This window comes from Streptomyces sp. NBC_00597 (assembly GCF_041431095.1).
In the GTDB taxonomy this organism is placed as follows: domain Bacteria; phylum Actinomycetota; class Actinomycetes; order Streptomycetales; family Streptomycetaceae; genus Streptomyces.
On record NZ_CP107757.1, the window covers coordinates 4,902,029 to 4,919,664 of the forward strand.

Genomic DNA, 17,636 nt, shown 5'->3' on the forward strand with positions numbered 1-17,636 from the left:
GGTTCAGCACTGGGAGGTGCCACATGTACGGTGTTGCACGCTGGAAATCATTGCCCGCGGGCCAGCAGCCCGTTTGGCCGGATGAAGACGCCCTGGAGAATGCCAGGGCCGAACTCGCGGACTCGCCCGCACTCGTTCGTCGGGAGGACGTCGAAGACCTTCGCGCCCTGCTCGCCGCGGCGTCGCGGGGCGAGGTGCAGGTCGTCCAGGGCGGCGACTGCGCGGAGGACCCCGCGGAGTGCACCCCCGGCTATGTGGCGCGCAAGGCGGCGCTCCTCGACGTGCTGGCCGGTGTCATGAAGACGCGTTCGCTCAAGCCCGTCATCCGGGTGGGCCGGCTGGCCGGGCAGTTCGGCAAGCCCCGCTCCAACCCGACGGAGACGGTGGCCGGGGTCGAGCTGCCCGTCTACCGCGGACACATGGTCAACAGCCCGGAACCGGACCCCGAGCTGCGCCGACCGGACCCGCAGCGCCTCGTCGCCGGCTATCAGGCGGCCTCGGGGGCCATGGCCTCCCTCGGCTGGCACGGCGAGGGCCGCCCCTCCGCGGCCGAGGCCCCGGTGTGGACCAGCCACGAGGCGCTCCTGCTCGACTACGAGGGCCCGATGCTGCGCACGCAGCCGGACGGCTCGGTGCTGCTGACGTCGACGCACTGGCCGTGGATGGGCGAGCGCACCCGCGAGCTGGACGGCGCCCACGTCGAGCTCTTCGCGACGATCGCCAACCCGGTCGCCACCAAGGTCGGCCCGAAGATGACCCCGACCGAGCTGGTGGAGCTGTGCGGGCGGCTCGACCCGCGGCGCGAGCCGGGCCGGCTCACGTTGATCTCCCGGATGGGGCAGGGCGCGGCCGCCGAGAAGCTGCCGGAGCTGGTCCGGGCGGTCCGCGAGGCCGGGCACCCGGTGCTGTGGATGTGCGACCCGATGCACGGAAATACCGTGAGCGCGCCCGGTGGAATCAAGACCCGTTACGTCGAAACCGTCGTACGTGAGGTCGAGGAATTCCAGAAGGCCGTGGTCGACAACGGCGGGGTGGCGGCCGGACTCCACCTGGAAACGACTCCGGACCAGGTCCACGAATGCGTTTCCGACGAATACCACGTGGACGAGCTGGGTGAGAAGTACACCTCGTTCTGCGACCCGCGCCTCAATTCCGAGCAGGCCATCGAAGTCGCCTCCGCCTGGCGCGGCTGAGGCCGAAGAAAAAGAGGGGGTTACTCCATCATGGAAGGAAAGATCGCTCTGGTCACCGGAGCGGCAGGCGGCATCGGCGAGGCCATCGTCCGTGCCCTGGCCGCCCGGGGCGTCCGGGTGGCGGCGGTCGACCGGGACGCCGACCGCCTGCGCGACGTGGCCAAGTCCGTCGGCGAGGAGGGCGGCCGGGTCGACCCGTTCCCGGCCGACGTCACCGCCAGCGCCGACGTCGAGGCGCTGGTCGACGACGTCGAGGCGCTCGTCGGACCGCTCGACTTCCTCGTCAACGCGGCCGGCGTGCTGCGGCTCGCCGAGGCGCGCAAGCTGACCGACCAGGAGTGGAGCACGACGTTCGCGGTCAACACCACGGGGGTCTTCTTCGTCTCCCGGGCCGTCGTCAACCGCATGGTGCCGCGCCGGCGGGGAGCGATCGTCACGATCGCCTCCAACGCCGCGGGCACCGCCCGTACCGAGATGTCCGCGTACGCCGCCTCCAAGGCCGCCGCGACGATGTTCACCAAGTGCCTGGGGCTGGAGGTCGCCAAGTTCGGCATCCGCGCGAACCTCGTCGCGCCGGGCTCCACGGACACCCCCATGCTCAACTCCATGTGGGAGGACGAGAGCAGCGCCCGGGCCTCCATCGACGGGGTCCCGGACGCGTACCGCGTCGGCATCCCGCTCGGCAAGCTCGCGCGTCCCGAGGACGTCGCCGAAGCGGTGGTCTTCCTGCTCTCCGACAAGGCCGCCCACATCACCATGCACGACCTCACCGTGGACGGCGGTGCGGCGCTCGGTGCCTGAGAACGGTGCGACCCGTCAGCGAACCGTGAACGAGAGCGTGAACGAGAGGGAGAAAGGCATGGCAGGCATACCTGCGATCAGCCCCTATCCGATGCCGTCGGCGGCCGACCTGCCCGCCTCCGCCGTCGACTGGGACGTCGATCCCGACCGCGCCGTCCTGCTGGTGCACGACCTTCAGAAGTACTTCCTGGCCGCCTTCCCGGCGGGCGAGCAGCCCGTCGTGGACCTGTCCCGCAACGCCGGCGAGCTGCGCGTACGCGCCGCCGAGCTCGGCATCCCGGTCGCGTACACGGCGCAGCCGGGCGGCATGACACCCGAGGAGCGCGGGCTCCTCAAGGACTTCTGGGGACCGGGCATGCAGCCCAGCCCGGAGCACCGCCAGGTCGTGGACCCGGTGGCGCCCGCCGCCGGCGACTGGATGCTCACCAAGTGGCGCTACAGCGCCTTCTTCAAGACCGACCTGCTGGAGCGGATGCGCGCGCAGGGCCGCGACCAGCTGATCATCTGCGGGGTGTACGCCCACGTGGGCGTCCTGATGACCGCGGTCGACGCGTTCACCAACGACATCCAGCCCTTCCTCGTCGCCGATGCCATCGCCGACTTCAGCTGGGAGGAGCACCGGATGGCGCTCGCATACGCCGCCGGCCGCTGCGCCCGCCTCACCACCACCAAGGAGCTCCTGACCGCCCTCCCCGACCGGGTGGCCGCGTACGCGGGAGCGGGAGGGGAATCCGTATGACCGCGGACCTGCTGGGCCAGATCCTGACGGGCCGGCCGCCGGCCTTCGCGCTGATCCACCGTCCGGAGACCACCGTCACCCGGCAACTCGACCTTTTCCTCGGTGAGTTCACCGAGGCGGCCACCCTCGCCGACATCCCGCTCCGGGACGTCGAAGCGGGCGCCGGGGCCCGCCAGGACGTGCTCACCCTGGTCCCGTACCGGCAGCTCGCCGAGCGCGGCTTCGAGGCGCCCGACGACGGCACCCCGCTGCTCGCGATGGTGATCGAGGAACAGGGGCAGGTGCCGCTCGACACCGTCCTGGCCGCGATCCCCGACGCCCCCGTCCACCTCGCGGCGGGCGGCGACTTCGACATCGACGACGACGCGTACGCCGAGACGGTCCGCCGCGTCATCGCGGACGAGATCGGCACCGGCGCCGGCGCCAACTTCGTGATGAAGCGGTCCTTCGTGGCCGACATCAGCGAGTACTCCGTCGCCGCGGCCCTGCGCTTCTTCCGCCGGCTGCTGGAACGGGAGACCGGCGCGTACTGGACGTTCATCGTGCACACCGGCGGGCGCACCCTCATCGGCGCCTCGCCCGAGCGCCACGTCAGCCTCTCCGGCGGCCGGGCCGTGATGAACCCCATCAGCGGCACGTACAGGTTCCCCGCCTCGGGGCCCGAACTGCCCGGCGTCATGGACTTCCTCGCCGACCGCAAGGAGGCCGACGAGCTGTACATGGTCGTCGACGAGGAACTCAAGATGATGGCCCGGATCTGCGAATCGGGCGGCCGGGTCGTCGGGCCGTACCTCAAGGAGATGGCCCGCCTCGCCCACACCGAGTACTTCATCGAGGGCCGCACCTCCCGCGACCCCCGGGAGATCCTCCACGAGACCCTGTTCGCACCGACGGTCACCGGTTCCCCGCTGGAGAGCGCGGGCCGGGTCATCAAGAAGTACGAGCCCGGGGGCCGCGGCTACTACAGCGGTGTGCTGGCCCTGATGGGCCAGGACGAGAACAGCGAGCGGACGCTGGACTCGGCGATCTTGATCCGCACCGCCGACATCGACGCCGGCGGCCGGATGCGCATCGGCGTCGGCGCCACCCTCGTGCGCCACTCGGACCCGCTGTCCGAGGTCGCCGAGACCCGCGCGAAGGCGGCGGGCCTGCTCGCGATGTTCGAGCAGTCGGGGCCGCGCCGCTTCGGCGACCACCCGGACGTCCGGGCGGCGCTGAGCCGGCGCAACGCCACGATCGCCGGGTTCTGGCTGGACGACGACGCTTCCCGGGCCCGGCCGGTGCCGTTGCTGGTGGGCCGCAAGGTACTGGTGGTCGACGCGGAGGACACCTTCACCGCGATGATCGAGCACCAGCTGCGGGCCATGGAGGCCGACGTCACGGTCTGCCGGTTCGACGAGCCGTACAGCTTCGCCCCGTACGACCTGGTCGTCATGGGTCCGGGGCCGGGCGACCCGCGGGACGTGGACCACCCGAAGATCGCGCACCTGCGGTCCGCGGTGGACGTCCTGCTCGCCGAGGGCCGGCCGTTCCTCGCGGTCTGCCTCAGCCACCAGGTGCTCAGCACCAAGCTGGGCTTCTCGCTCAAGCGCCGGGAGCAGCCCAACCAGGGCGTGCAGCGGGAGATCGAGCTGTTCGGGCGCCGGGAGCGCGTCGGCTTCTACAACACCTTCGCCGCGCAGAGCGCCTCGGACTCCGTCGAGGTGCCCGGGATCGGCACGGTCGAGGTGTGCCGGGAGCCGGGGACCAGGGAGGTCCACGCCCTGCGCGGTCCGGGCTTCCGCTCGATGCAGTTCCACGCCGAGTCGGTGCTCACCGAGGACGGCATCCGCATCGTCAGCGAGGCCCTCTCCGGACTGCTCCGGGAGCAGGCCGTATGAAGGCGACGGTGGCATGGTGGGACCTGAAGGGCTCGGGGCACACCAGCGACTCGCTGCGGGCGTACCTGCGCGATGAGGCGATCGACCGGTTCGCCGCGGTCGAGGGGCTGCGCCTGAAGTTCTGGATCGCGGACCCGCAGACGGAGCGCTGGGGCGCGGTGATGCTGTGGGAGTCCGCGGAGGCGGCGGCGCAGCCGCTGGCCCCGCGGGCGGCCGAGCTGATCGGGCGGGCCCCGGTCCAGTACACGGTGTTCGACGTGGAGGCGACCGTCGAGGGTGTCCCCGAGCTGCCCGGGAGGGTGTGAGCCACGAGAACACCGACGAGAACACCGACGGCCCCTCACGTCCCTTCCGGGGTGTGGGGGGCCGTCGGCGTGGGCTCACGACCGTTTGCTCAGGACGTCGCGCAGGACCTCCGTCATGGCGTCCAGCGTGCCGTGGAAATCGCTGTCCAGGTCCCGCAGATAGGTGTTCTGCGCCAGGATCGCCGCTGCCGGGCGGTCGGTCAGGGTGATGCTCAGCGTGAGCGTGAGCCGGCCGTCCTCGTCCTCGCCGATCTCGTTGCGTATCTCGGCGATGTCGGTGTCGTTCAGATGCCGGTAGGTAATGCGTCCGGCACTCTCCTGCGGAGTGACGCGTTGCAGGAACGTCAGCTCACCGCGCCGGATTTCCCGGAGAAATCCATCGGCGTAGCGCTCGTTGATCCGGCATTCCGTAATGGCCGGAACATAACCGGTGGGGAACTCCGCCTTGTGGAGCAGAGCCTGCCACAGGCTCTCCCGCGTGGGAGCCGGACACCCCTTCTGAGCTGCGCCGACGACTGGACGGGTCCATGAAAGCGTCAGCATTGATCTCCCTTTTCCGCCGCTGGGCCGGCGTGCAGCATCGGTCGGGAGAACGACCGTGTCAAAGCGCGGCGGGGCATTACGTCACCTGCCCCGAGGACCTGACGAAGTGACCGGATTCCACTGCCTCACCGGCGCCCTTCTCTTGCAGTGTGACGGTTGGTTGGCGGCGTTCCACAGAGCGCCTTCCCGTTAAATCCGACGCGGAGAATCAGGAGAACGCTGATGTCTGAACGGTTCGACGGCCAGGTCGTCCTCGTCACCGGAGGAGGCGAAGGCATCGGCCGGGCAGCGGCGGTTGCCTTCGCCCGGCTCGGCGCCCTGGTGGTGGTCGCAGGCCGCCACCCGGAGACGCTCGAAGGAACGGTCAAACTGATCCGTGACGAGGGCGGGCGGGCCGACAGCGTGGTCGCCGACGTGTCGGACACGACGGCCGCCGCCGACACCGGCGCCGGATACGTCGTCGCCGAGACCGTGCGCCGGCACGGCGCCCTGAACGTGGCCTTCAACAACACCACCGAACTCGGCCCCCACCAGTCCGTCGCGGACATCGACGAGACGGTCTGGGCCCACACCCTGACGGCCAACCTCACCGGCGTCTGGCTGTCCATGAAGCACGAGATCGCCCACATGGAGACCGCCGGCGGCGGCGTCATCGTCAACACCGCCAGCAACATCGGCTCCCAGGGCATGCTCCCCGGCCTCGGCGCGTACGCCGCCTCCACGGCCGCCGTCAGCGCCCTGACCCGGACCGCGGCCCGCGAGTACGTCTCCCAGTCCATCCGCATCAACGCGATCAGCCCCTGCCCCCTCGGCCGGGGAGCCAGCGTCGAGGAGATCGCGGACACCGTGGTCTGGCTCTGCTCCGACGCCGCCGCGTACATCGTCGGGCACGACCTCGTGCTCGACCGCAAGACGAGCGAGTAGAGCCGTGACCACTCCCACGACCACCGCCGTCGACGACCCGGGCGAGCCCGGCTGGTCCAAGCAGGGCCGCGTACGGACCGACCCCGACGTGGTGCTGATCGCCACCGCCGGTGAGGTCCACATCGCCCGCGACGCCCGCGCCATCCTGGGCCGCGAGGGCATCGCCGCCCGGGTCGTGTCGACCCCGGGCCCGCAGCCGTGCGGCGTCCGGGCCCGCGTGTCCGTACGGGCCGGCTCCGCGCTCGGCTGGTACCAGCTGCTCGGCGACGCCGGAATCCCGGTCCGCCTCGACCAGTTCGCCCCGGGCGGCCCGTACACCGCCCTCTACGCGCAGCACGGCTTCTGCGCCGAGCGGGTCGCCGCCACCGCCCGGGCCGGCCTGGCCCGCGCCGGACACCGGGAGGGCGCGTGACCAGCGCCACGGCCGTGCTGACCGCCCGGATCCCGGGCTCCAAGAGCATCACCAACCGGGCGCTGCTGCTGGCCGCCGCGGCCGACGGGGTCTCGCTGCTGCGGGCCCCGCTGGTCAGCGAGGACACCATCGCCTTCCGGGAGGCCCTGGCCGGCTTCGGCGTCCCCGTCGCCCCGGACGGCGACGGCTGGAAGGTCACCGGGAGCGGGCGCGCCCCGGCCGCCGGCGGCGCGGTGTGGTGCGAGGACGCGGGCACCGCCGCCCGGTTCCTGCCCCCGTTCGCGGCGACCGGCAGCGGCGCCTTCACCTTCGACGGCACCGACCAGCTGCGCGCCCGGCCACTGCGCCCCCTCGCGGACGCACTGGGCCGGCTCGGTGCGGACGCCAGGGTCACCGAGCCGGTCGGCGGACTGCCGCTGACCGTCGCCGCCCGGGGCCTGACCGGCGGCGAGCTGACCGTCGACGCCTCGCTCAGCAGCCAGTACCTCACCGGGCTGCTGATGGCGGGACCGTTGATGCGCCGGCCGCTGACCGTGCGGGGCGCGGGGCTGGTCAGCCGCCCGTACATCACCATGACCCAGGCGCTGATGCGCCACTTCGGCGCGTACGTCGACGAGTTCGAGGACGGCGCGATCCAGGTGCTGCCCGGCGGCTACCGGGCCGCCGAACTCGACGTCGAACCCGACGCGTCCACCGCCTCGTACTTCTTCGCCGCGGCCGCCGTCACCGGGACCACCGTCACCGTGCCCGGCCTCGGCCGCGGCAGCGTCCAGGGCGACCTCGGCTTCGTGGAGGTGCTGCGCCGGGCGGGCGCCCGGGTGGAGATCACCGACCGGGCGACCACCGTCACCGGCACCGGACCACTGCGCGGCGGCTTCGACGTCGACATGGGCGACATCTCCGACACGTTCATGACGCTCGCCGCGGTGGCCCCGCTCGCCGACGCGCCGATCACGGTGCACGGCATCGGGCACGCACGGCTCAAGGAGTCCGACCGGATCGCCGCGGTCGAGGAGAACCTGCGGGCGCTCGGGGTCCGCACCGAATCCGGACCGGAGCGGCTCACCGTCCACCCGGGCCGCCCCGCCGCGGCCCGGATCGCCTGCCGCCGGGACCACCGGATCGCCATGGCGTTCTCGGTACTGGGCCTGCGCGTCCCCGGCATCACCCTCGACGACCCGTCCTGTGTCGGCAAGACCTTCCCCGGCTTCCACGCCGAACTGGGACGGCTCTTCCCGGCCCACCGCTCGGGCACCCACAGTCACTGACAACGAAAGGGATGGGAAAAACCCATGGCCGACATACTCATCGCCGGCGGTGGCATCGGTGGCCTCGCCGCGGCGCTCGGACTCGCGAAGCGCGGACACCGGGTCACCGTGCTGGAGCGCCGGGACGTGTTCACGGAGGTCGGCGCGGGCATCCAGCTCGGCCCGAACGCCTTCCACGCCCTCGACCTGCTGGGCGTGGGCCAGGACGTCCGCGACCGCGCCGTCTTCATCGACGAGCTGCGCTTCATGGACGGCACGACCGGCGAGAAGGTCGCCGCCATGCCGGTGAAGGAGAAGTACCGGGCCCGGTTCGGCAACCCGTACGCCGTCGTGCACCGCGTCGACCTGTACCTGCCGCTGCTGGAGGCCGCCCGCCGGCACCCCGGCGTCGAACTGCTGGGCCGCCACCACGTGGTGGCGTACGAGCAGAAGGCGGGCGCGGTCTCCGCCGTCCTCGCGGACGGCCGGCGCATCACCGGCGACGCCCTGATCGGCGCGGACGGGCTGCACTCCGCCATCCGGCAGCAGATGGTTGCCGACGGCTCCCCGCGGGTCTCCGGGCACACCATCTACCGGTCGGTGATCCCGATGTCGGAGGTCCCCGAGGAGCTGCGGTGGAACACCGTCACCCTGTGGGCCGGCCCGAAGTGGCACTTCGTCCACTACCCCATCGCGGGCGGAGAGCACTTCAACCTCGCCGCGACCCGCGACGACGGCGCCACCGAGGCCGTCGCCGGCGTACCGGCCGAGCACGGCCACGTGCTGAACTCCTTCCCCGAACTGTCCGGAGCGGCCCGGCGGTTGCTGGAGCTGGGCCGGGACTGGAAGGCCTGGGTGCTGTGCGACCGCGACCCGGTCGACCGCTGGACCGAGGGCCGGGTGGCGCTGCTGGGCGACGCCGCGCACCCGATGCTCCAGTACGCCGCCCAGGGAGCCTGCCAGGCCGTCGAGGACGCGGTGCTGCTGAGCGGTCTGCTCGACGGCTGCCCGGCCGACTACGAGCAGCGCCTGGAGAAGTACAACGCGGCGCGGCGCGAACGGACCGGGCAGGTGCAGCTGGTGGCGCGCGAGATGGGGCGGCAGCTGTACCACGCGGCGGGCGACGCGCGCGTCGAGCGCAACGCGATGCTGGCTTCGCTGTCGGACGACGACATGTACGACAAGGTGGCCTGGCTGCACGACGCGTACGACTTCGGGACCGAGGCGGCCCGTTGAGCAGGCTGCGCTGGCTGACCGCCGGGGAGTCGCACGGCCCGGCGCTGGTCGCGACGCTGGAGGGGCTTCCCGCCGGCGTTCCGGTCACCACCGGGCTGGTGGCCGGCCATCTGGCGCGGCGGCGGCTCGGGTACGGGCGCGGTGCGCGGATGAAGTTCGAGCAGGACGCGGTGACGTTCCTCGGCGGTGTCCGGCACGGTCTGTCGCTGGGGTCGCCGATCGCGGTCATGGTCGGGAACACCGAGTGGCCGAAGTGGGAGAAGGTCATGTCGGCCGATCCCGTGGACCCCTCGGAGCTGAAGGCGACGGGCCGGGGTGCCCCCCTGACGCGTCCGCGTCCGGGCCACGCGGATCTGGCGGGCATGCAGAAGTACGGCTTCGACGAGGCCCGGCCGGTGCTGGAGCGCGCGAGCGCCCGTGAGACCGCAGCGCGCGTCGCCCTCGGCGCGATCGCGCGGTCCTTCGTCAAGGAGGTCGCGGGCATCGAGATCGTGTCGCACGTGGTGGAGCTGGCCGCGGTCAAGGCCCCGGACGGCGTGTACCCGCTGCCCGGGGACGTGGAGCGGCTGGACGCCGACCCGGTGCGCTGCTTGGACGCGGACGCGTCGAAGGCGATGGCCGCGGCGATCGACCAGGCCCACGCGGACGGCGACACCCTCGGGGGTGTCGTCGAGGTCCTGGCCCACGGGGTTCCGGTGGGCTCGGTTCGCACGTCCACTGGGACCGTCGCCTGGACGCCCGTCTCGCGGCGGCGCTGATGGGCATCCAGGCGATCAAGGGGGTGGAGGTCGGCGACGGCTTCGACCTGGCCCGCGTGCCGGGCTCCCGGGCGCACGACGCGATCGTGTCCACCCCCGGGGGCATCAGGCGGACCTCGGGCCGCTCGGGCGGTACCGAGGGCGGTCTGACCACCGGCGAGCTGCTGCGCGTCCGGGCGGCGATGAAGCCGATCGCGACGGTCCCGAAGGCCCTGGCCACGGTGGACGTGGCCACGGGCGGGGCGGCCGCGGCGCACCACCAGCGCTCCGACGTCTGCGCGGTCCCGGCGGCCGGGATCGTGGCGGAGGCGATGGTCGCCCTGGTCCTCGCGGACGCGGTCGTGGAGAAGTTCGGCGGCGATTCGGTGGCCGAGACCCGGCGCAACGTCCGGTCGTACCTCGACGCGCTGCGCATCGGCTGATCGCGGGAGGGGGCACGGACACCCCGTGCCCCACCGTGGGCTCCCGCCGCGCGCCTCCCACCGGGCGGCCGTGGGAAAACACGGCTCGCCGAGCTGCCGGGGCGGCTGGCAGGGTGCGTACATGCCACCGCTGTACGAGGTACGAGCCGACTACGACGCCCGGACGATCGTGGTCTACCAGGCGTACTCGCCCGCCGTGGCCGCTCCCGCCCTGGAGGCAGGCCGGTTCGTGCCGCCGTTCTCCTTCCACCGCATGACGTGGATCAAGCCGTCGTTCCTGTGGCTGATGCACCGCAGCAACTGGGCCCGCAAGCCCGGCCAGGAACGCATCCTCGCCGTGCGGATCACCCGGGAAGGATGGGAAGAGGCCCTCTCCCGGGCCGTCCTGACGACCTCGGACCCGGCCGCCGTCGCCGGGGCACCGGTCCACGTCCAATGGGATCCGGAGCGCTCCCTGCGGGGAGGGGCGCTCAACCAGTACAGCATCCAGGTCGGCATCGGCCGCGGTCTGATCCGCAGGTACGTCGACGACTGGCTGGTCGACATCACGGACGTCACCGCCCGGGCCCGCAAGATCGCGGACCTGGCCCGGACGAGCCACTGCGCAAGTGCCGGACGCCTGCTCCCGCCGCAGCGCCCCTACCCGCTCCCTCCGGAGATCGGCCACCGCCTCACGGCAGGCTCTTGACGTAGGCCTCGATGGCGGCGATCACGCGGTCGCGGTCGGCGGCGGAGATGTCCGTTCCGGCCGTCTGCTGGAGGAAGAAGTAGGTGAGCGAGGCCGTGCAGACGTCTGCCTGTTCCTTGGGGAGCAGGCAGACGAGGCCGTTGGTGGTGGGGTGCGCGCCGCGGAAACGCAGCAGGTGGAGCATGGCTTTGACATCGGTCGACCGGTCTTCGCGGCTGGTCCCCACGTAGAGCCCCGGGACGCCGCTGGGGATGTTCACGGTCCTGCCCGTGTCGGCTTCCTTGCAGGCGCTTTCCGTGACGTCCGGCGGCAGCTGTTCCAGCAGCTCGGGCGAGGTCTTGCCGAAGTCGGAGCAGTCGGTGGCCCTGCCGCTCAGTTCACTGACCGTCAGGCCCTGCCCGTAGCCCTCCATGAGGACGGGGTGGTCACTCACGCTCAGCTGCCAGTTGGCTCCGGATTCGAAATAGGTGTAGGCGCACGTCTGGCCCGCGGGCGCGATCAGGTGGTTGTTCGGGCGTGCCGCGTAGACCCGGGCTCCGGCGGGCAGCTTGACCTGGTTCGGCAGGCGGACCGAGGGCGCTACGGACGGCAGCGCCTCCGGCGGTACGGTCGGGAGGGGATACTCGGACGGCGCGTCCTGCGTGCAGGCGGTGACGGGGACCTCCTGGGCGGGCACTTCGATCGGCTTCGCCTCGGGCAGGGTGGGGACCACGAGCTTCTCCAGCACCGCGTTCAGTTCGGCGGCGTCTTGGGTGAACTGCGGGGCGGCGCTGCGGGTCGCCGACGCCAGCCGGGTCAGGACCTCCTTCTCCGCGACGGGTACCCGGTAGCCGACGAAGCGGAACTCCAGGTGCAGGCCCAGGCGGTCCATGCGGTCGCGGACCTTCTCGTTCATCGCGACCGGGTCGCCGCCGCAGCCGTCGGTGCCCTGGGTGGTCACCACGACGATCCGGTTGCGCTTGCTGCCGCGGAAGGGGTAGCGCCCGGAGAAGTCGTCGATCGCCGCCAGGAGCCCGCTGCTCAGGGTCGCTTTCCCGCCGGGCGTCAGCGCGCGTGCCGCCGCGCCGATCCGTTTCCCGTTCCCGGTCGCGCTGCTGACGAGTTCCTCCGTGTTGTCCGGTTCGCCGCAGCCGCCGCCGAAGCGGCGCAGGGAGAGCGCGTCGCCGTCCCCGGCGTTGCGGACCGCCGCGCCGACCGAGTCGGCGAGGGCGCCGAAGTCCCGCTGCGCACCGGACGGTCCGGGGTCGGAGGTGTCGACGAGGAACGCGGTGCGGTACTGCGGGGTGGACCGGACGACGTACACGACGGTCGCCCCCATGCCGATCACGACCACCGCGAGGGCGGCCAGGGCGATCCGCAACCAGCGCCTGCGAGGCCGGGCCGCAGGGGTCGTCATCGAGCCGCCGGGGCTTTGGCGCGCAGTGCGGCGAGTGCCTTGTTCATCGCTTCCACCCGGGTGTTGTAGTCGGCGGCGGCCTTCTCGAAGGCCTCGTGCCGGGGGCCCAGCGGGGCCTTGGAGCGCGCCGCCTCCAGCAGCCGGTCGGCGGTGTCGAGCACGGTCTCCTGCTGCTCCCGCAGGTCCGCCGCCCGGTCGTTGATGTCGCGTCCCTCCGGGGTCTTGGCCCGTCCGCCGAGGTCTTCGAACTCGGTGCCGATGTGCGGTTCCCGGGCCCGGTCGAGGTTGCGGCCGGCCTCGTCCAGCCGGCCGTCGGTGATCTCCTGTACGGCGGTGTTGATGCGGGTCACGGTGGGGTTGAGGACGTCCACGATCTTCGTGGCGTTCCGCAGGACCGGTTCGGTGTTGGTCGACCATTCGAGGGCCGCGTCGAGGTCCGCCTGCGTGTTCGCGAAGACCGGTTCGGTCGGGTTGGAGCCGGCGCCGGCGATCGACTTCAGGCCTTCGCTCTGGTCCTCCGGTACCTGGTAGCCGATCAGGCGGAATTCGATGTCCAGCCCGGCTGCGCGGATCCGTTCCCCGATCTCGCGCCGGACGAAGTCGGTGTCGTCGTCGCAGGCGTCCTTGCCGTGTCGGGTGACGACGACGATGCGGTTCACCTGTTTGGCGCGCTGACCGGCGCCGATCGCGAACGTGGTGGTGAAGTCGTCCACGGCCTGGACGATGCCCCGCAGCAAGGTGGCCCGGCCGCCCACCGGGGCCTGCCGTGCGGCCCGGACGATGTCCTGCCGGTTGTCGGTGCCGAAGTCCACCAGCAGCTTGGTGTTGCCGTCCGCTCCGCACTCGCCGCCGAAGCGGCGCAGGGCCAGGGCGTCGGAGTCGCCGGAGTTGCCCAGGACGGTCCCGAGGGAGGCGGCGACGGCGGCCGCGTCCGCGGCATCGGCGGCGGTGGCGTCCATGAGGAACTGCGTCTTGTAGGTCGGCGCGTAGGACGGCAGCACCCAGTGCACCACTGCCCATGCCCCGCCGCCGAGCAGCGCCAGGACCAGCAGGACGAGGAACGTGTTCCGGATGCCGCGAGGGATGCGGATGTCGAGGACGCGCATGTCGCGGCCGGCCTGGTACACGCGGGCCTCGCCCGACGCGGTGGCCTCTTGCCGCACCCCTGCCCGTTGCGCCTCGGCGTCGTCGTCCGCACCGCCGGAGTCCGATGGGGGAGATCCCTTCATGCCGACCATCGTCGGCGACAACACATGATCACTTTAAGTGGTCGTCACATGTGTTTTTGTCACCATCGCGCCACCCGTCACCACGGCGCCACCCGTCACCGCCGTACCGCCCGTCGGCCGAGGGGCGGTACGGCGGCTGCGGATCAGACCGTGAGGACGATCTTGCCCGTCGTGTGCTGCGACTCGCCGAGCTCGTGGGCCTTGCGGACCTCCTGGAGCGGGAAGGTCTCCGCGATCAGCGGGCGCAGCCGGCCCGAGTCCGCGAGGGCGGCCAGTTCGGCCAGCACCACGTGGTCGGGGGCCACGTTGACCGTGATGGCGCGGACGCCCGCCGCGGTCGCCTTCACCGTGATCTCCTCGATGGCGAGGGGGTTCGTCACGCCGATGTAGAGGCCGCCGGGGCGCAGGGTGCGCAGCGAGCGGTCCTCGTAGTCGCCGCCGATCAGGTCGAGCACGACGTCGACGTCCTGCACGGCGGTGGCGAAGTCCTGCGCCGTGTAGTCGATCAGCTCGTCGGCGCCGAGCTCGCGCAGCAGTTCGTGCTTGGCCGCGCTGGCCGTGCCGATGACGTACGCGCCGCGGGACTTGGCGATCTGGACGGCCAGGTGGCCGACGCCGCCGGCCGCCGCGTGGATCAGCACCCGCTGGCCCACCTGGATGTCCGCGCCGTCGATCAATGCCTGCCAGGCGGTGGACCCGGCGAGCGGCAGGGCGGCCGAGGAGACGTGGTCCAAGGTGCCCGGCTTGCGCGCGAAGTGGCGGGCGGGTGCCGCGACGTACTCCGAGTACCCGGCGGCCTCGTGCGGGAAGGAGGGCAGGCCGAAGACCTCGTCGCCGACCTTGAAGCGGTTCTCGCCCGCCGCGACCGCGACGACGGTGCCGGAGACGTCCCAGCCGACGCCGAACGGCGGGGTCAGCCACAGTCCGTACGCTCGGATCTTCCAGTCGATGGGATTGACGCCGGCGGCGTGGGTCTTTACCAGAATTTCCGTGGAGCCGGGAATCGGGAGCGGGGAATCCGTCAAGTTCAGTACTTCAATTCCGCCGAGGGACTCCTGGCGGACGGTGCGCATGGTTTCTGTCATGCATTCGATGATCTCAACTCGCAAAGCCGAATCCCCATCGATATCCGGCCATTCACGACCTGACAGACCGGGGTGGAATGGTTTTCGAGCCGCAGTGGCCTGCTCAATGCTGGGGTATATGACTCAGCTGCGATCACTTGGTTCGGCCGGCCCCGAGGTATCCGCTCTCGGCCTCGGCCTGATGTCCATGTCCGACTTCTACGGGCCCGCCGACCGGGCCGAGGGAGTCGCCACCGCGCACGCCGCCATCGAGGCCGGGATCACCCTCCTCGACACCGGCGACTTCTACGGCAGCGGCCACAACGAGCTCCTCCTGCGCGAGGTGCTGGAGAGCCACGACCGCGAGCAGCTCACCCTCAGCGTGAAGTTCGGCGTCCTGCGCGACCCCTCCGGCGGCATCCTCGGCGTCGACTGCCGCCCCGAGGCCGTGAAGAACTCCCTCGCCCAGACCCTCCAGCGGCTCGGCACCGACTACGTGGACGTGTACCGGCCGGCGCGCCTCGACCCGGCGGTGCCGATCGAGGAGACCATCGGCGCCATCAAGGAGATGGTCGACGCCGGGCACGTCCGGCACATAGGCCTGTCCGAGATCGGTGCGGAGACCCTGCGCCGCGCCTCCGCGGTGCACCCCATCGCCGACCTCCAGATCGAGTACTCGCTGCTCTCCCGCGCCATCGAGGACGAGATCCTGCCGACCGCCCGCGAGCTGGGCACCGCCATCACCGCGTACGGGGTGCTCGCCCGCGGCCTGCTGTCCGGCCGCTGGAACCACCAGCGGGCCGCCGCCTCCGACGACGGCCGCAGCAACTTCCCGCGGTTCAGCGGCGAGAACCTCGACCGCAACCTCCAGCTGGTCGAGGCGCTCGGCAAGGTGGCCGAGGCCAAGGGCGTCACCACCTCGCAGCTGGCGATCGGCTGGGCCATGGCCCAGGGCGTCGACGTCGTCCCCGTCGTCGGCTCCCGCCGCCGCGACCAGCTGACCGAGGCGCTCGGCGCGCTCTCCCTGGAGCTCACCGCCGAGGACGTCGCCGAGATCGAGCGGGCCGTCCCCGCCGACGAGGTCGCCGGCACGCGCTTCGACGCCGAGGGCATGGCCATGCTCGACAGCGAGAAGAAGGGCTGAGCATGCGGCCCATCGGCAGCGCCGCCCAGTGGCAGGCCGACCGCCTCGACGTCGGGGCGTACCTCGACCGCCTCGGCATCACCGGGCCGCTGGAGCCGGACGCGCAGACCCTGCGGCGGCTGCACCGCGCGCACGCCCTGACCATCCCGTTCGAGAACCTCGACATCCTGCTGGGGCGGGGCATCGACCTCGACGTGGACGTCATGCAGGACAAGCTCCTGCGCAGCAGGCGCGGCGGGTACTGCTACGAGCACAACATGCTCTTCGCCCTCCTGCTGGAGCGGCTGGGGTACGAGGTCACCCGGCTGTACGCGCGCCCGATCCTCGACGCGCCCAAGCCGCTGCCCCGCACGCACCTGATCCTGAGCGTGGCCGTGGGCGACGAGACGTACCTCGCCGACGTCGGCTTCGGAGACGAGGGCCCGCTGGAGCCGCTCCTCGTCTCCGACGGGATCGTCTCGGAGCAGAACGGCTGGGTGTACCGGTTGGCCCGGGTCGGGGGCGCCGACAAGGAGTGGGTGCTCTCGCTGAAGCGGGACGACGACTGGTTCCCCCTGTACTGGTACGCCACGGAGGGGCACCACCACATCGACTGCGTGGTGGCGAACTACTTCATCTCCACGCACTCCAGCTCGCCGTTCACCGGCCGGGTCTTCCTGGAGCGGATCGCGGAGGACTGGCGGCTCAACCTCAACCACCGCAAGCTCACCCTGACCCGGGCCGACGGCACCGGCGAGGTCCGGTACGTGGTGGACGCGGAGGTGCGCGAGCTGCTGGCCAAGCAGTTCGAGATCGAGCTGACCGAGGAGGAGGTCGCGGTGGTCGTGGCCGCGCTGCCCGCCCCCGAGCCCTCCTGAGCCTGCGTACGGACCCTGCGGGGCCCGTGGCGCGCACCCGGCCGGTGCGCACCGCGGGCCCCGTTCCGTTCGCCGTCGGGGCCGCGGGGGCGCAGCCGCCCGTTCACGGCAAAGCCGTACGGGCCCGGCTGGGGGGAGCCGGGCCCGTACGGCGGACGCCTGAGGGGGGTGCAGCGGGGGTGCGGGTGGTGCGGGGGTGGTGCGCAGGGGGGGTGCGCAGGGGGGTGGGGGGTCAGCGGGGCTGGACGGCGATGCGGGTGGCCTTGCCGGTGGAGGCGCCGCTGGTGACGAAGGAGCCGTCGAGGTTGTTGATGGTGAAGGCGAAGTCGAAGTTGGCGGTGTTCTTGCCCGTCACCGTGATGTTGGCCTTGAACGTGATGGTGGAGGCGGCCTTGCCGTCCGTGCCGATCAGGAAGGCGGTGTCGGTGTCGGAGTAGGTGCCGCAGCCGGTCTGGCGCCATTCGCCGTGCGAGGCGGTCGTGGTGTTGTTCGGCGAGGTGAAGTTGACGACACCGGTGGTGGCGGTGGCGCTGCCGTAGTAGCTGCCGAGGAAGGTGTCGTGGGTGTTGTCGTCGACGACCTTCCAGCTGCCCGGCAGGGTGTAGCAGCCGCTGCCGCCCTCGACCGCGGCGTTCGCCGAACCCGTGACGGCCGTCGCGGTGGCGAGCGCGGCGACGCCCGCGAAAACGGCGACCTTGATGCGGGTGCTCTTGCGCATGTGAATCTCTCCCAAGGAATCGATGTGTATTCCGGCAATTCCTATGATGGCGCAGTGAATTCATAGGAGGTATAGACCGG

17 protein-coding genes and 1 pseudogene are annotated in these 17,636 nt (G+C 71.7%); 13 read left to right on the forward strand and 5 right to left on the reverse strand.

Translation table 11 applies throughout. The annotated features are described in order from the left end of the window. Positions 1-23: 23 nt before the first annotated feature. From OG974_RS22145 to OG974_RS22165, 5 genes are read left to right on the forward strand one after another with little or no spacing between them, the layout of a single operon-like run. The gene (locus tag OG974_RS22145; protein WP_327284391.1) at positions 24-1,193 is read left to right on the forward strand and encodes a 3-deoxy-7-phosphoheptulonate synthase; all 1,170 of its coding nucleotides are present in this window, start codon (positions 24-26) and stop codon (positions 1,191-1,193) included. A 30-nt stretch (positions 1,194-1,223) separates the two neighbouring features. After that, positions 1,224-1,994 carry a 2,3-dihydro-2,3-dihydroxybenzoate dehydrogenase gene (locus tag OG974_RS22150; RefSeq protein WP_327284392.1) on the forward strand — a complete coding sequence of 257 codons (771 nt, stop codon included), beginning with the start codon at positions 1,224-1,226 and terminating at the stop codon, positions 1,992-1,994. Positions 1,995-2,052: 58 nt separating this feature from the next. After that, positions 2,053-2,733 (forward strand): isochorismatase family protein, encoded by a 681-nt coding sequence (locus OG974_RS22155; RefSeq protein WP_371644190.1) that lies wholly within the window; start codon positions 2,053-2,055, stop codon positions 2,731-2,733. Then, positions 2,730-4,613: an anthranilate synthase family protein gene (locus tag OG974_RS22160; protein WP_327284394.1), complete on the forward strand. Its 1,884-nt coding sequence runs from the start codon at positions 2,730-2,732 to the stop codon at positions 4,611-4,613. Before OG974_RS22155 ends, OG974_RS22160 begins: the two co-directional genes overlap by 4 nt. Further along, on the forward strand, positions 4,610-4,918 hold the full coding sequence (locus tag OG974_RS22165; RefSeq protein WP_327284395.1) for a hypothetical protein: 309 nt from the start codon (positions 4,610-4,612) through the stop codon (positions 4,916-4,918). Before OG974_RS22160 ends, OG974_RS22165 begins: the two co-directional genes overlap by 4 nt. A 75-nt stretch (positions 4,919-4,993) precedes the next feature. On the opposite strand, the gene OG974_RS22170 is transcribed toward OG974_RS22165, so the two are convergent. Next, positions 4,994-5,461: an AtaL-like protein gene (locus OG974_RS22170; protein ID WP_371644192.1), complete on the reverse strand. Its 468-nt coding sequence runs from the start codon at positions 5,459-5,461 to the stop codon at positions 4,994-4,996. 222 nt (positions 5,462-5,683) lie between these two features. On the opposite strand from OG974_RS22170, the gene OG974_RS22175 reads away from it, so the two are divergent. The 6 genes and pseudogenes from OG974_RS22175 to OG974_RS22200 all read left to right on the forward strand — a co-directional run bounded on the left by OG974_RS22175 (position 5,684) and on the right by OG974_RS22200 (position 11,148). Further along, on the forward strand, positions 5,684-6,385 hold the full coding sequence (locus OG974_RS22175; RefSeq protein WP_327284397.1) for an SDR family oxidoreductase: 702 nt from the start codon (positions 5,684-5,686) through the stop codon (positions 6,383-6,385). 4 nt (positions 6,386-6,389) lie between these two features. After that, positions 6,390-6,797, forward strand: a complete 408-nt coding sequence (locus tag OG974_RS22180; protein WP_371644194.1) for a hypothetical protein — start codon at positions 6,390-6,392, stop codon at positions 6,795-6,797. Continuing rightward, complete coding sequence (gene aroA, locus OG974_RS22185; RefSeq protein ID WP_327284399.1) at positions 6,794-8,065, forward strand: 3-phosphoshikimate 1-carboxyvinyltransferase; 1,272 nt, start codon at positions 6,794-6,796, stop codon at positions 8,063-8,065. The genes OG974_RS22180 and aroA overlap by 4 nt, the downstream gene beginning before the upstream one ends. 24 nt (positions 8,066-8,089) lie before the next feature. Beyond that, entirely contained in the window at positions 8,090-9,280 is a 1,191-nt protein-coding gene (locus tag OG974_RS22190; protein WP_328763244.1) for a 3-hydroxybenzoate 6-monooxygenase, read from the forward strand. Beyond that, positions 9,277-10,460, forward strand: a pseudogene (gene aroC, locus OG974_RS22195) (chorismate synthase). The gene OG974_RS22190 and the pseudogene aroC overlap by 4 nt, the downstream one beginning before the upstream one ends. 121 nt (positions 10,461-10,581) lie before the next feature. Then, positions 10,582-11,148 carry a DUF4291 domain-containing protein gene (locus tag OG974_RS22200; protein WP_327284402.1) on the forward strand — a complete coding sequence of 189 codons (567 nt, stop codon included), beginning with the start codon at positions 10,582-10,584 and terminating at the stop codon, positions 11,146-11,148. On the opposite strand, the gene OG974_RS22205 is transcribed toward OG974_RS22200, so the two are convergent. From OG974_RS22205 to OG974_RS22215, 3 genes are all read right to left on the reverse strand, one after another. After that, positions 11,132-12,544, reverse strand: coding sequence for a hypothetical protein (locus OG974_RS22205; RefSeq protein ID WP_327284403.1), 1,413 nt, complete (start codon positions 12,542-12,544; stop codon positions 11,132-11,134). The genes OG974_RS22200 and OG974_RS22205 overlap by 17 nt on opposite strands. Further along, positions 12,541-13,773, reverse strand: a complete 1,233-nt coding sequence (locus OG974_RS22210) for a hypothetical protein (protein WP_327284404.1) — start codon at positions 13,771-13,773, stop codon at positions 12,541-12,543. The genes OG974_RS22205 and OG974_RS22210 overlap by 4 nt, the downstream gene beginning before the upstream one ends. 143 nt (positions 13,774-13,916) lie before the next feature. Continuing rightward, entirely contained in the window at positions 13,917-14,858 is a 942-nt protein-coding gene (locus OG974_RS22215; protein WP_327284405.1) for an NADP-dependent oxidoreductase, read from the reverse strand. Positions 14,859-14,976: 118 nt separating this feature from the next. Here OG974_RS22215 and OG974_RS22220 point away from each other — a divergent pair, with 118 nt between their 5' ends. Together OG974_RS22220 and OG974_RS22225 are read left to right on the forward strand one after the other, a co-directional pair. After that, a complete protein-coding gene (locus OG974_RS22220; RefSeq protein WP_327284406.1) occupies positions 14,977-15,981 on the forward strand; it encodes an aldo/keto reductase in 1,005 nt (334 codons plus the stop codon). A 2-nt stretch (positions 15,982-15,983) separates the two neighbouring features. Next, positions 15,984-16,838: an arylamine N-acetyltransferase gene (locus tag OG974_RS22225; RefSeq protein ID WP_371644198.1), complete on the forward strand. Its 855-nt coding sequence runs from the start codon at positions 15,984-15,986 to the stop codon at positions 16,836-16,838. 232 nt (positions 16,839-17,070) lie between these two features. On the opposite strand, the gene OG974_RS22230 is transcribed toward OG974_RS22225, so the two are convergent. Beyond that, entirely contained in the window at positions 17,071-17,556 is a 486-nt protein-coding gene (locus OG974_RS22230) for a hypothetical protein (RefSeq protein WP_371644200.1), read from the reverse strand. Positions 17,557-17,636: the final 80 nt, after the last annotated feature.

Coding starts and splice junctions, on each gene's coding strand:
- OG974_RS22145 (WP_327284391.1), top strand. CDS start 24: ATGTACGGTGTTGCACGCTGGAAATCATTGCCCGCGGGCCAGCAGCCC.
- OG974_RS22150 (WP_327284392.1), top strand. CDS start 1,224: ATGGAAGGAAAGATCGCTCTGGTCACCGGAGCGGCAGGCGGCATCGGC.
- OG974_RS22155 (WP_371644190.1), top strand. CDS start 2,053: ATGGCAGGCATACCTGCGATCAGCCCCTATCCGATGCCGTCGGCGGCC.
- OG974_RS22160 (WP_327284394.1), top strand. CDS start 2,730: ATGACCGCGGACCTGCTGGGCCAGATCCTGACGGGCCGGCCGCCGGCC.
- OG974_RS22165 (WP_327284395.1), top strand. CDS start 4,610: ATGAAGGCGACGGTGGCATGGTGGGACCTGAAGGGCTCGGGGCACACC.
- OG974_RS22170 (WP_371644192.1), bottom strand. CDS start 5,461: ATGCTGACGCTTTCATGGACCCGTCCAGTCGTCGGCGCAGCTCAGAAG.
- OG974_RS22175 (WP_327284397.1), top strand. CDS start 5,684: ATGTCTGAACGGTTCGACGGCCAGGTCGTCCTCGTCACCGGAGGAGGC.
- OG974_RS22190 (WP_328763244.1), top strand. CDS start 8,090: ATGGCCGACATACTCATCGCCGGCGGTGGCATCGGTGGCCTCGCCGCG.
- OG974_RS22200 (WP_327284402.1), top strand. CDS start 10,582: ATGCCACCGCTGTACGAGGTACGAGCCGACTACGACGCCCGGACGATC.
- OG974_RS22205 (WP_327284403.1), bottom strand. CDS start 12,544: ATGACGACCCCTGCGGCCCGGCCTCGCAGGCGCTGGTTGCGGATCGCC.
- OG974_RS22210 (WP_327284404.1), bottom strand. CDS start 13,773: ATGAAGGGATCTCCCCCATCGGACTCCGGCGGTGCGGACGACGACGCC.
- OG974_RS22215 (WP_327284405.1), bottom strand. CDS start 14,858: ATGACAGAAACCATGCGCACCGTCCGCCAGGAGTCCCTCGGCGGAATT.
- OG974_RS22220 (WP_327284406.1), top strand. CDS start 14,977: ATGACTCAGCTGCGATCACTTGGTTCGGCCGGCCCCGAGGTATCCGCT.
- OG974_RS22225 (WP_371644198.1), top strand. CDS start 15,984: ATGCGGCCCATCGGCAGCGCCGCCCAGTGGCAGGCCGACCGCCTCGAC.
- OG974_RS22230 (WP_371644200.1), bottom strand. CDS start 17,556: ATGCGCAAGAGCACCCGCATCAAGGTCGCCGTTTTCGCGGGCGTCGCC.